11 protein-coding genes, 1 tRNA gene and 1 pseudogene are annotated in these 12,490 nt (G+C 65.9%); 6 read left to right on the top strand and 7 right to left on the bottom strand.

Annotated features, from left to right (window positions below):
* Nucleotides 1–116: 116 nt before the first annotated feature.
* The 3 genes from ACETK8_RS17060 to ACETK8_RS17050 all read right to left on the bottom strand — a co-directional run bounded on the left by ACETK8_RS17060 (nt 117) and on the right by ACETK8_RS17050 (nt 6,025).
* Nucleotides 117–1,802, bottom strand: coding sequence for an alkaline phosphatase D family protein (locus ACETK8_RS17060; RefSeq protein WP_374037009.1), 1,686 nt, complete (start codon nt 1,800–1,802; stop codon nt 117–119).
* Nucleotides 1,803–1,872: 70 nt separating this feature from the next.
* Entirely contained in the window at nt 1,873–4,443 is a 2,571-nt protein-coding gene (locus tag ACETK8_RS17055; protein WP_374037008.1) for a TonB-dependent receptor, read from the bottom strand.
* Nucleotides 4,444–4,528: 85 nt separating this feature from the next.
* A complete protein-coding gene (locus ACETK8_RS17050; protein WP_374037007.1) occupies nt 4,529–6,025 on the bottom strand; it encodes an O-antigen ligase family protein in 1,497 nt (498 codons plus the stop codon).
* A gap of 64 nt (nt 6,026–6,089) precedes the next feature.
* On the opposite strand from ACETK8_RS17050, the gene ACETK8_RS17045 reads away from it, so the two are divergent.
* From ACETK8_RS17045 to ACETK8_RS17035, 3 genes and pseudogenes are all read left to right on the top strand, one after another.
* Nucleotides 6,090–7,238: a glycosyltransferase gene (locus tag ACETK8_RS17045; RefSeq protein WP_374037006.1), complete on the top strand. Its 1,149-nt coding sequence runs from the start codon at nt 6,090–6,092 to the stop codon at nt 7,236–7,238.
* Between the two features lie 86 nt (nt 7,239–7,324).
* A pseudogene (locus ACETK8_RS17040) lies at nt 7,325–7,495 on the top strand (IS6 family transposase); the annotation flags it as partial.
* A 64-nt stretch (nt 7,496–7,559) separates the two neighbouring features.
* Nucleotides 7,560–8,749, top strand: a protein-coding gene (locus ACETK8_RS17035) for an IS3 family transposase (protein ID WP_249341170.1) whose coding sequence is annotated in 2 segments (ribosomal slippage) — nt 7,560–7,812 and nt 7,812–8,749 — 1,191 coding nt in all. Because the reading frame shifts where the segments join, the coding sequence is not laid out codon by codon here.
* Here ACETK8_RS17035 and ACETK8_RS17030 read toward each other — a convergent pair.
* The gene (locus ACETK8_RS17030; RefSeq protein WP_374037005.1) at nt 8,719–9,447 is read right to left on the bottom strand and encodes a hypothetical protein; all 729 of its coding nucleotides are present in this window, start codon (nt 9,445–9,447) and stop codon (nt 8,719–8,721) included. The two genes, ACETK8_RS17035 and ACETK8_RS17030, sit on opposite strands and share 31 nt — an antisense overlap.
* 28 nt (nt 9,448–9,475) lie before the next feature.
* Here ACETK8_RS17030 and ACETK8_RS17025 point away from each other — a divergent pair, with 28 nt between their 5' ends.
* Nucleotides 9,476–9,592: an SHOCT domain-containing protein gene (locus ACETK8_RS17025; RefSeq protein WP_374037004.1), complete on the top strand. Its 117-nt coding sequence runs from the start codon at nt 9,476–9,478 to the stop codon at nt 9,590–9,592.
* Nucleotides 9,593–9,634: 42 nt separating this feature from the next.
* Here the strand turns inward: ACETK8_RS17025 and ACETK8_RS17020 are convergent, their stop codons facing one another.
* The 3 genes from ACETK8_RS17020 to ACETK8_RS17010 form a co-directional block, all read right to left on the bottom strand.
* Entirely contained in the window at nt 9,635–10,078 is a 444-nt protein-coding gene (locus tag ACETK8_RS17020; RefSeq protein ID WP_374039429.1) for a DUF5681 domain-containing protein, read from the bottom strand.
* Nucleotides 10,079–10,164: 86 nt separating this feature from the next.
* A complete protein-coding gene (locus ACETK8_RS17015) occupies nt 10,165–10,461 on the bottom strand; it encodes a DNA-methyltransferase (RefSeq protein ID WP_374037003.1) in 297 nt (98 codons plus the stop codon).
* 785 nt (nt 10,462–11,246) lie between these two features.
* Nucleotides 11,247–11,336: transfer RNA gene (locus ACETK8_RS17010), tRNA-Ser, on the bottom strand.
* A 149-nt stretch (nt 11,337–11,485) separates the two neighbouring features.
* Between ACETK8_RS17010 and msrA the strand changes: the two genes are divergently transcribed.
* Nucleotides 11,486–12,133, top strand: coding sequence for a peptide-methionine (S)-S-oxide reductase MsrA (gene msrA, locus ACETK8_RS17005; RefSeq protein WP_374039428.1), 648 nt, complete (start codon nt 11,486–11,488; stop codon nt 12,131–12,133).
* Between the two features lie 3 nt (nt 12,134–12,136).
* The gene (locus tag ACETK8_RS17000; RefSeq protein WP_374037002.1) at nt 12,137–12,478 is read left to right on the top strand and encodes an MmcQ/YjbR family DNA-binding protein; all 342 of its coding nucleotides are present in this window, start codon (nt 12,137–12,139) and stop codon (nt 12,476–12,478) included.
* The last annotated feature ends 12 nt before the right edge of the window (nt 12,479–12,490 follow it).

The following is a 12,490-nucleotide window of genomic DNA, read 5'->3' as shown; positions in this document are numbered from 1 at the left end:
CCGTCAAGCCTTGAAGACGCATGAACGACACCTCGGCAAACCGTCAGTTTGCCGAGGAATTTCAATATTCCATCAGGGCGTGTGTCGCGCGATCGCGACCGTTCCGGTGGTGCGGTTCAGAGTTTGGTCGGCGCCGTGATCCCGTCCGCGTCCCGCGTCACCACCCAGGTCGACAGCGTGCGTGCCGCATAGGGCTTGGCCATGATGGTGGACACGCTCTGCAGCTTCGCCTCCACCCGTTCGGGCGTCAGGGTCAGCAGGATGTAGCCCTTGGCCGTCTGGTCGCAGAAGACGACCTCGTCGTTTTTGGCCGACAGCAGCGGTCCCAAGGGAAGCGGTGCGACCGCATCGCCGGGCGACGGGCTGGAGATGGCGCTGGTGCCGAACTCCGCCGCGCGACGCTCTCCGGCTGCGTCCTTCAGCTCGTTGACCCAATAGGCGTGGCTGTCGCCGGCCAGGACGATGGGCTGGACCCCGGCCTCCTTGAAGGCCGCATAAAGACGCTCGCGCCCAGCGGGATAGCCGTCCCAGCTGTCCAGACCGAACGGCACGCCCAGCTTGAACAGCTGGATCATCTGGCCCACGCCTGCGCGCACCTCTTCCGGCAGGCCGGCCAGCATGTCGTTGATCGCTTCCTTCGAGGCGATCTTGGTCACGTCCGGTCCCATGACGCGGGCCATCACGACCTGGTTGCCCAGCACCTGCCACGGCTTGTTCGCCGCCTTCGACGCCGCCAGCACGCCCTTCAGCCAGTCGCGTTGTGCCTCGCCCAGCAGGTCGCGGTCCTCGGCGTTCAGCGTCTCGTTGAAGGCCGCCAGGTCCGGAACCCCGTCCACGACCGGCATGTCGGTGGCGTAGTCGAGTTGCTTGTTGCGGGCCAGCAGCCGCGTCTCGACCATGGCCAGGGTGGCCAGATCGCCGAACTCGAAGCTGCGGTTGATGTGATCCAGCGACAGCCCGGCCTTCGGCTCGCGGATCGGCATCCATTCGTAATAGGCGCGAAGCGCCGTGGCCTTGCGTTCGGAATAGGCGCCCTCGGTCGCCTCGGTGTGGTTCTCGGCGCCCATGGACCAGGCGTCGTTCGCCACCTCGTGGTCGTCCCAGACGCAGATGAAGGCGGCGCGGGCGTGGGCGGCCTGCAGGTCGGGGTCGGACTTGTACTGGGCGTGACGCAGCCGATAGTCCTCGAGCGTCAGGATCTCGTGCGGCGGCTGCGGAATGCGGCTCAGCGCGGCGCCGGTCGACAGGCCGTAGTCGTCCGGCTCGGCCCCATATTCATAGATGTAGTCGCCCAGGTGCACGACGGCGTCCAGACGCGGCTCCTTGGCCATGGCGTCATAGGCGTTGAACAGACCGCCGGGATAAAGCTGGCATGAGGCGACGCCCAGGACGACATCGGCCGTCGAGCCTTGCGGCAGGGTCTTCACCCGTCCGACCGGCGAGACGACCTCGCCCGCCTTGAAGCGATAGAAATACTCGGTAGCAGGCTCCAGACCCTGACCGTCCAGGTCGTGCTTGACCGTGAAGTCCCGCGACGCCCGCGCGCGCAGGCCCGACGATGTCCGCACGATGTTGGCGAAGTCGCCGCCGCTGGCGATTTCCAGCGTGATCTCGATGTCGCCGCCCGACGCATCCGCCGGTGTGACCCGCGTCCAGAACACGGCCGAATACATGTCCGGATCGCCCGAGGCGACGCCGTGCTGGAAGCTGACGGCTCCACCCTGCGCCGGGGCGGCGAAGGCGGGCGTGGCGACGGAGCCGGCCCCGATCAGGCCCAGAAGGCCGCGGCGGTCGATGGTCATGGCGAAACTCCGTCGGAAACAGGAAACGGCGCCCCGGAGAATCGGGGCGCCGTCGAAGGTCAGGCCTGGTCTAGTAGCGGATGGTCAGCATCGCACCGTAGGTGCGCGGTTGGCCGGCGATGAAGGTCGGCAGACCCAGGCTGTCGCCCGTGTTGCCGGCGTCCTTGATGAAGGTCTCGTCCGTCAGGTTGTCGCCGAACGCCTCGACCGACCAGTTGGCGTCGGTCGGGACATAGCGGATCCGCAGGTTCAGCAGGCCGTAGCTGTTCTGGAACTCGTCGACGAGGGTGTCCGGCACGAAGGCGGTGCGCTGCAGGTCCGAACGGTCGTTGTTGTCGTCGAAGAAGACCTTGGACTGCCAGCTGTAGGTCGGCTGGACTTCCAGGGCGCCGGCCGCGACCGGGAAGCGGGCCAGGGCGCCGACCGAAACACGGTGGTCGGGCGACAGGCGGAAACGGTTGCCGTCGCGGGCGCCGGTCGTGAAACGCGCGCGGTTGAAGCCGTAGGTCGCGAAGACATCCAGCCAGTCGGCGGCCATATAGTTCACCTGACCCTCGAAGCCATAGGCCTCGGCCTCGCCCGCGTTGGTGGTGATGAACTGGGTGCCGACCTGTTCGGTCGTCTGGAAGTTGTCGTACTGGTAGGCGTAGACCGCGCCGTCGAGGCGCAGGCGACGATCCATCAGCGCCGACTTGAAGCCGACTTCATAGCTGTTGACGGTCTCCGCAGGCACTTCCGTGAAGACCGGCGCGCCGAACGGGGTCGCGGGCACGGTCACGGCCAGGACCGCCGGACGGCGGCCGCGAGCATAGGTCGCATAGACGCTGGCGTCGTCCGACACGGCATAGCGGCCCGTCAGACGATAGGTCAGGCCGTCGTCGTTCAGGTCGCGGGCGGTCGTGCCGCCGTTGCCGGCCGTCGGCTGGAAGGTCAGGCCGAACAGCGGGAAGGCGGCCGAGACCGGGGCGGTGGCCGCGCCCGGCGTCGCCAGCTGGGTCACCAGACCGGTGGCGAAGGCGCCGAGCGCCGCGGCCTGGGCCAGGGCGGCCGGGGTGCCCACGGCGATCAGCTGGTTGATCTGGCCCTGCACCTGCTGGACGGCCAGCAGACCCCCGGCGATCGAACGTCCATTCAGCACCGACGAGCCGAACTCGGTCGTCTTGCTGTCCGAGGTGTAGCGAATGCCCGCCGCGAACTCGAGGCGATCCGTCGGCTTCCACGTCAGGTCGCCGAACACGTCGAAGGATTCCAGCTCGGTGCGGGTCGCCGCCGTTTCCTGGTGGTTGGCCTTCAGATTGTTGGCGATGCCGGCGCGGGCGGCGGCGGGGACGCCCAGACCGGCCAGCAGCGGCTGCAGGAAGGCCTGCGACGTCAGGACCGGGCGCGGCAGGAAGGTCGGCAGGACGGCCGTCGGCGTCCCGTCCAGCACGCCGGCCAGCTGGGCCAGGGCCAGACGCTCGTCGATCTCGATCGGCGAGGAGGAGTCGTTCTCTTCGCGGAAATAGCTGCCGCCGACGAAGCCGGACCAGGCGCCGCCGTTGTCGAAGTTCAGGCGCAGCTCCTGGCTCCACTGCTCGCCGTTCGAGATGCCGATGCCCGTCAGGATCGGCAGGGAGATGCCGTCCGGGTCGAAGCTCTCGGCCGTGTCGAAGGTGCGGTAGGCGGTGACCGAGTTCAGGGTCAGGCTGTCGGACAGGTCATAGCGGACCAGACCCGTCACGCCCCAGACCTCGCGGTCGATGCCCAGCTTCGACCCGCCCGGCAGGCCCGATCCCGGCGTCAGGGCGGCGGGCGAGTGTGGCGAACGGTCGGTGCTCAGAACCGCGCCCGTGTTCGGGTCCTGCGGGTTGTAATAGATCGAGCGGAAGCTGACGCCGGACGGCGTGTCCTGCTGATAGTTGGCGATCACGTCGACGCGCAGGGCGTCCGACGGCTCGAACGCGGCCGAGAGGCGGAAGGCCTGGGTGTCCACGCCATTGTAGTCAGCGCCGCCCAACAGGTTCTCGACATAGCCGTCGCGGCTCTTCAGCCGGGTGGCGAGGCGCAGGGCGGCGACATCGCTGATCGGCATGTTCACCATCAGCTCGGCCATGCGGTAGTCGTAGTTGCCGATGGCGGCGCGGCCCTCGGCGTCGAAGCCGTCGATATCGGCCTTGTTCTGGATCACGTTGATCGCGCCGATCAGGGCGCCGCGACCGTACAGGGTCGACTGCGGACCCTTGGCCACTTCCACGCGCTGGACGTCGAACAGCTCGACGAAGGCGCCGGGCGCCCGCGAGATCGACACGCCGTCCTGATAGATCGACACGCGCGGCTCGTCCGAGGCGCCGGTCGAGTCCGATGTCAGGCCGCGGATCTGGAAGCCCGGGTTGTTCGGCGACTGGTTCTGAACCAGCAGGCCGGGCACGAAGGCCGACAGTTGTTCGAAGTCCTGAACGCCCAGGTTCTCCAGGAACTGGCCGCTATAGGCCGTCAGGGCGAACGGAACCTCGATCGGGTCCTGGGCGCGCAGCTGGGCGGTCACGACGACCTCATCCAGTTGCGTCTGCTCGCCGGCGGCCTGGGCGTTGGCGGTGGTGGCCAGGGCGCACGCGGCGGCGCAGCCCATGAGGATCGTCTTGGTCGAAGTGCGTGTGAACATGAAACAGCCCCTGTTGCTGTCATGTCCCGTAGCTACGCTTGGCATCGTCCGTACGACGGCGCGGTGATGCAGAAATGACGGTTACTCAGTGAACGGAGGAGCGAGAGTCGTCCAGCGGAACCCGCCATGTTCGAACGGGTCTCGGTCGCCAGGTTAGAAGCCCCTGCATCTCGGCCGCTCGGCGCATCAGGTCCGGGGCGAAGGACAGGACGATCAGCACCAGGAAGGAGCGGGTCGCGGCGGCCTCCAGCGACAGGGAGACCAGACAGGGCAGGATCAGGACCAGGGCCGCCAGGGTGTAGGTGCGCCGGGCGGGGCGCGGGAGCCTGCGGATCAGGGCGGCGATGCGGCCGAAGCTGACGGCGAAGATCGCCAGATAGAGGCCCAAGCCCAGAAGCCCGTTCTCCACCGTCACCCGCTGGAACTCGCCGTGGATGCCGAGGCGCAGGTAGGCCGGGGCGTAGGGGAACATCTGCTGGACGTAGTGGACATAGACGTTGGTGCCGATGCCGAAGAGCGGATGCTGGCTGAACAGGTCCTCCGAGAGCCTGAGGGAGAATATCCGCTGGGCGTTGCTGAGGCTTTCGACGGTCCCGCCTCGGGCCAGGGCCTCCAGGGGCAGGTCGGTGGTCGGCGGGTTGAACAGGGTGTCGATCTGGCGGGTCAGGTAGGCGTTGGAGGTGGCCAGGGCGAAAAGCTGCAGCGCCTGGGCGCCGAAGGCCAGCATGGCGGTCATGGTCACGAGCCGACCCCGCCCGTAGACGAGGGCGCTCAGGACGCCGAAGACCAGCAAGGCCTTGCGCTCGCCGGACAACAGGATGACCGCCCCGGTCGTCAGCCACAGGATCAGGCCCAGCCGCCAGCCGGGCCGGAAGACCAGGAACAGCCCCAGCACCACCGGCAGGAAGGTCATGCTGAGCTTGGCGTCGCCGAGCGTCTTCCATCCGCCCGTATGGCCGATGGCGATGTGATAGGCGGCGTTGAAGAGCATGACGGCGAACAGGCCGATCAGCAGATGGCGACCGACCTGGCGGACATTCAGCCTGTCCTTGAGGATCAGCAGACTGATGGCGAACAGGAGAACGACCGCGATCTGGATCGTCTCCCGAAGGCCGTTCTGGGCCGAGACGGTGAAGGCCGAGAGGGCGTGCCAGCCGAAATAAGGGAGCAAAATCCAGAGCTCGATCGCGGTCCGGTCGGATCGCATGCGGTTCAGATGCGTCAGGGCCGCCATGAACAGGACGGCGGCCAGGGCGTCGAAGGGGCGCACGGTCGCCACCCCGGTTGCGAACTGGAACGGGGTGAACAGGGACGCGACCGTCAGCGCCAGAAGCCCGTTCATCGGGGCTCCGGGGCGCGGCGCGGGTCTAGGCCTCAGGACGGGCGAACGGCGCGGCGCTGGTGCGGGCTGAGGCGCGCCCTGGGCGGAAGGGGGCGGTTCGACCTCGGGCGCGGGCGGTGTATCCTCGGCTGTCGGCAGGGGCGTGGCGACGTCGGACTTTGTCGCGCGCTTGCGCCGAGGCGACGACGACTGGCCGCCCCGCTTGACCCGTATTCGTTGTTCGACTTCGTCGGCTTCCATTGCAGATTGCATTAGGCACGACTGCATACCATAACTCTAGCGAGAATACTCGCTGGAGACACGCATGAAGATCGTTCATGTCATCACGCGCTTCATCAGGGGCGGCGCGGACGAGAACACACTTTTTACGTGTAATGCTCAAGCCGTTTCAGGCGACCATATTCATCTGATCCACGGCGGAGAATTCAGCACGGACATGCTGATGCAGCTGGATCGCAGGGTCATCGTCCATTGCGTTCCATCCATGGGGCGCACCATCCGCCCTCTGGACGACCTGATCTCTCTACTATCTATGGTTGTCATCTTGCGGAAGCTCGCGCCGGATGTCGTTCACACCCATACATCCAAAGCGGGTGTCGTCGGAAGGATGGCGGCATGGGCGGCCAGGTCTCCGACCGTGATCCACGGGGTCCACATCCTGCCCTACCACAACGTGTCCGCGTGGAAGCGCGCCGTCTATCTGGGCCTGGAACGGATGCTGGCCCCCATCACCCATGCCTTCGTCAACGTCAGTGAGGCCCTGCGCGAACTGGGCGTCCGGCACGGCGTGGGCCGGCCGGAGCAGCATTTCGTGGCGCCCAGCGGGATGGACGTGAAGCGGTTCCGCGAGGCGAGACCGTTCTCGCCCGACGAGCGCCGGGCGCGACTGCCGGGGACGCCCGCCTCCGCGCCCCTGATGATCCTGACCGCTGCCCTGGAGCCCCGCAAACGACAGTACGCGTTTCTGGAGGTGCTGGCGGCCGTCCGGACACGGGTCCCGGAGGCGCGACTGGCCCTGCTGGGCGAAGGCTGCGACGAACCGCGCCTGCGCGCCCGCGTCGAGGCCCTGGGCCTCGGGCAGGCCGTCCACTTCATCGGCTTCACGGACGAAGTGGCCCGCTGGATCGCCAGCGCGGACCTCTGCGTCTTCGCCTCGGAGCGGGAGGGTCTGCCGCGCGCGGTCATCCAGTATGTGCTGGGCGGACGGCCGGTCGTCTCCACCCGCCTGCCCGGCATCGAGGCGGTGCTGGCGGACGGCGAAGGCGGCTATCTGACGGACATCGACCGGCTGGACGACATGGCCGATCCGATCGTCCAGGTGCTGACCGACCCCGCCCTGGCCGCCCGCATGGCCGCCGCCGCCCGGGCGCGCGACCTGTCCGCCTGGGACCAGACCCGGATGGCGACGGGACTGGCGTCGATCTACCGGCGATGCCGCAGGGGTGGGAAATAGGAGAGCGGGCTGTGGCGGTGCTGTCAGTCTAACGCCAACTTATCTCCACTTCAGTCCGACTAAGGGTCTGATCGGAGATAGCTTTCATGAAGCCGCTGTCCTTCAAGCGCCACCGCTTTCCTGCGGCGTTGATCCAGCATGCAGTGTGGCTCTACTTCCGCTTCAGTCTGAGCCTTCGCGATGTTGAGGAGCTTATGGCCGCCCGCGGCATTGAGGTCAGCTACGAGACGATCCGGTGCTGGACCATCAAGTTCGGATGACGTGACCCCCTGAAACTCCTCCACGAATAGCTAGAGTCCGCCCCTCGAAAGGACGGACAGAATGAAGCGATCACGGTTTACGGAAGAGCAGATCATCGGGATCCTGCGCGAGCAGGAGGCCGGTGTTCCGGTGGCGGATCTGTGCAGGAAGCACGGGCTGAGCTCGCCGACCTTCTACAAATGGAAGGCCAAGTATGGCGGCATGGACGTGTCGGAGGCCCGGCGGCTGAAGGCGCTGGAAGAGGAGAACGCCAAGCTGAAGCGGATGCTGGCGGACTCGATGCTGGACAACGTCGCGCTGAAGGATCTGCTGGGAAAAAAGTGGTGACGCCCGCTGCGCATCGAGCGGCGGCGGCGCACCTGCAGTCGGCTTACGGGATGAGCGAACGGCGGGCCTGCCGGGTGCTGGGCGTGGACCGGACGAGCGTGCGCTATCAGGCGACGCGACCGGACGACGGCGCCCTGCGCGATCGGCTGAAGGCCCTGGCCCAGGAGCGTCGGCGGTTCGGCTATCGACGTCTGCACGTGATGCTCCGGCGCGAGGGCCATGCGGTCAACAAGAAGCGTGTCCAGCGGATCTACCGCGAGGAGAAGCTGACGGTGCGTCGGCGCGGCGGGCGCAAACGCGCGATGGGCACAAGGCGGCCGCTGGAGATTCCTCTGGTCGCAAACCAGCGCTGGTCGCTGGACTTCGTGTCCGACCAGATGACGGACGGGCGGCGCTTCCGCATCCTGACGGTGATCGACAACTGCACCCGCGAGTGCCTCGGGCTCGTCGCCGACACCTCGCTGTCAGGGCGACGGGTGGCGCGCGAGTTGGACGCCATCATCCTGCGACGCGGGCGACCCGAGACGATCATCAGCGACAACGGCACGGAATACACGTCCAACGCCATCCTGGCCTGGGCCGACGACGCCGGTGTGGGCTGGCACTACATCGCGCCGGGCAAGCCTCAGCAGAACGGCTTCAACGAGAGCTTCAACGGCCGTCTGCGTGACGAGCTGCTGAACGAGACGCTGTTCCGATCCCTGCCGCACGCCCGTGCGGTGCTCGAAACCTGGCGGCGCGACTACAACGAAACCCGGCCGCACTCGAAGCTCGGCTGGCTGACGCCGCAGGCCTACGCAGATGCGCTCAGCGGAAAGATCGGCCGGTCCGCTGCGCTGGTTGGAGGCTGCGCTGACCGGCCTCTTGCCAACCCCACCAACCCCAGTTCAGATCACCAAAGGACTCTCGTTATGGCTGGATGAGAAACGGGGGTCACGTCACCGGGTTTCGATGCGGTCAGCTGACGACCGAGCTGATCGTAGGTGTAAGTATAGGCGGGCGTCGTCGTCGTGCCACTGAGGGCAATAGGACGGTTGAGCGCGTCGTAGGTCGTCGTGAAGGTCTGGCCCGCCCGGCTGGTGAAGCCAGTGGCGTTGCCGTTGTTGTCGTAGGAGTAGTTTTCCCGATCCGTTGTCGAGCTGCCGCCCCCGGACGCGTTGGGATAGCGGAGGCTGCTGAGGCGATCGAAGCCGTCGTACTCTAAGGTCGAGAGATTGCCATTTCCGTCGGTCAGCGTCTCGATCTGGCCGGATAGGGTGTACGTGAGGCTCTCGACGATCTGCTCGGAGACCGGGCGTCCGATGCCAGTTGTCGTGCTGATCAGGCGATTTGCCCCATCATAGCCATAGCGCGTGATCCGATCCGGCCCGAAATCGCCCTGCGTCGAGGCATCACAGGCCGAAGCCGGCAAGGCACCAAACTGAGAGGGGTTCATGCGGGTAGCGGCGCATCGAACCCGACCCGAGGCGTCATATGTCATCTGCCTGAGCGCCAGCGTCGCGTTCACCGCGGTCTGGTCTGATATCCTCAAGGGTCTGAGGAAATCGTCATAGAGCGTGTGCCGCTTTTGTAGGGGAGTGAACGAACCTGGCGTCGTATAGGACGTGGTCGTTCGAGCCATGGAGGAGGTCCGGGCTGCGGCGGGCGGCGTGACTGTGCACGCTCAACCACAGGCCCCGACCTCCAACCGCATGATGGACGACATCCAGCAGGCCAAGGCTCTGTTCGACGCCGGCGCGATCAGCGATGCCGAGTTCAGGAAATGAAATCCAAGATCCTGGCGGGCTGATCGGGGGCTCTCAAGGTCGTCAGACGCGCCAGGACCATTTCCTGAACAGGTTTAGATCCCGCCATTCCCAACCCTGCAAGCCAGCCGCGCTCTTATTGACCACTTCGGCTTCACGGCTCTCGAGCACTCTCGTTAGTCGCGGGTTGGCCTCTTCGTGAGCCTCGACCGCTTCGCGGTGAAGCTTATCGAGGTAGCGCTGCGAGGCTGCGTGACCCTGGCTCGCTTTGGCCCGGATAGAGAGCAGATTCACCACGTGGAACGGCAGGTGCTTGACCCCCGTTGCAGTCTTCGCGGGGATGAGCTCTTCAGTGACCATGAGAACATCCCGGCGATACTGCCGGCTCGAGATCGCCCGCTGGTGCTTGGATCGCGGTCGACCAGAGGGGTTCCCCGACACCCCGTCCCTGAAGCGGCCGTCGGGGGTCCGAGTGCGTGCAATGCGTTCGGCACGGCTCGCAATCATTGCCGCTTCTGCGGGCTCAAGAGGTTTGCCGGCGACGCTCTCGCTACGCTCAGTTGAGGACGTCGACCCGTTGCCAGTCTTTCGGCTCATTCCGCGGCATCCTGTTCAATTGCATTCGACGAAAGTTCAAGTTCAGCTGTCAGGCCTGTCATGGCTTCCCAACGCTGGATCGCTACATCCACGTAGGTCGGGTCGATCTCGACGCCACGGCAGCGCCGACCGACCCGCTCCGCCGCGATCAGGGTCGTGCCGGAGCCGAGAAAGGCGTCCAGCACCAGCTCGTTGCGCCGCGTCACGTCTTTGATGGCGTCCGCCACCATTGCGACAGGTTTGACCGTCGGATGCAGGTGTAGCTCAGCCGCCCGAGAGCCGCCCGTGTTCACAGACGCGTAGTCCCAGACGTTGGTCCGGTTGCGACCATGTCCTTTGCGCAATTCGAGCGGGAGGTCACCGGTGAGCGCATCCGGGATAAGATCGCCATGTCGAAGAAGAAGGGCATGTGGATGGGAGGCGTGACCCCACTTTGATCCGCGCTCTTCAGCAATCGCATCGTCTAGCTAAAGCCATGGGCTGGTCTGCCCATGATGGGTCAGTATGCGCGTCCGCCAAAGTACCAAGCACCAGCGCGTATGAGCGCAAGCTGGTGCGGTTGGCTTTCTTGGCTCCCGATGTGCAGCGCGCCATTCTGAACGGCAGCCAGTCACCGAGGGTGACACTTGCCCGGCTTCTGCATGAGCCGATCCCGACCGACTGGGACGACCAACGGCGCGCCTTCCTCTGACGCGGCACCTGATAATGGCTGCTAGTGACCTGTTCTCGACCTGACTCCCGCCCTGTTACCGGCGTGCTAGTCGCCTAATACAAGCCTGATACAGCCCTGTTAAGTTTGCGGCTCGGCGCGAGACTGCGGCGCTAGAATGCCCGCCCCGTGGGCATTCCCGGGAGATTTGCCCTCCGCCGACGGCCTCACAAAAAGTCGAAATAACAGGAGATCAGGCAAACTGCACCGAGCTCAGACCGAACGGAGACGGCCGGCGGCTTTGGCCGCGAGAGGCCGGCATCCAGGGCGCTTTGGACGACGGCTCGCAGGGGTTTGTGGGGCGCTGACGCCCACACCGCTCGCTCGTGGGCTAGGCAATGCGCCGGGAGACAAATTGTCGGGGGTGGGTGGCGGACAGAGAGGGATTCGAACCCTCGGTAGGCTTTCACCTACACACGCTTTCCAAGCGTGCGCGATCGACCACTCCGCCACCTGTCCGTTGAACCACGAGGCCCAGCGCCCGGGAGGTCGCCCGGGGAGGCGAGGCTGATAGAACAGCCGGGCGCTTCGGGCAAGCGCCGCGCTGGTCAAATCCGTCCGTGCTTCCCATATGAGCGGCCATGTTCATTCTTTCACGGATCGCTTCGATGCTGAGCCAGAAGACCACCCTGCCGACCGCCGCCACCGCCCTGCCGGGCCGCGACACGCCGTTGCCGACCGACGAGGTGCATTTCGTCAACGGCCGGCCGCTGAAAGGGCCGCATCCGGAAGGGTTCCAGACGGCCGTCTTCGGCATGGGCTGCTTCTGGGGCGTGGAGCGGAAATTCTGGCAGCTGCCGGGCGTCTGGGTGACGGCCGTGGGCTATTCCGGCGGCATCACGCCGAACCCCACCTATGAAGAGACCTGCACCGGACTGACCGGCCAGACCGAGGTGGTCCAGGTCGTGTTCAATCCGGCTGAGATCTCCTACGCCGAACTCTTGAAGACCTTCTGGGAGGGTCACGACCCGACGCAAGGGATGCGTCAGGGCAACGACATCGGCTCCACCTATCGGTCTGCCATCTACTATCTGAATGACGAGCAGAAGGCCGAGGCCGAGGCGTCGCGTGACGCCTATCAGGCCGCGCTGTCCAAGGCGGGCATGGGCCAGATCACCACCGAGATCACCCCGGCCGGACCCTTCTATTTCGCCGAGGGCTATCACCAGGGCTATCTGGCCAAGAACCCCGAAGGCTACTGCGGCATCGGCGGGACGGGCGTGATCTGCCCCATCGGCGTCGGCGTGGGCGCCTGAACCATGGACCGGGCGGGGATTGGAAAAGTCTGCCTGTCCCTGCCCGGGACCACTCTGGATCATCCGTTCGGGGACGACCACGACTGCTACAAGGTCGGCGGCAAGATGTTCGTCATGGTCGGGGGCGAAGGCAGCGTGTCCTTCAAGGTGTCCGAGATCGCCTACGAGATCCTGACCGAAACCGGAAAGGCACGGCCGGCGCCCTATCTGGCGCGGGCGAAGTGGGTCAATCTGCCCGATCCCGACGCCTGGGACGACGAGGAGCTGGCGGAGCATTTCGCCATCGCCCACCGGATCATCGCGGAAAAGCTGACGAAAAAGGCGCGGGCCGAACTGGGTCTTTGAGATTGCGCCAAG

Origin of the sequence: Brevundimonas staleyi, from assembly GCF_041893865.1 — a bacterium.
Lineage (GTDB): Bacteria > Pseudomonadota > Alphaproteobacteria > Caulobacterales > Caulobacteraceae > Brevundimonas > Brevundimonas staleyi.
This window is presented reverse-complemented; position numbering and strand designations above follow the sequence as displayed.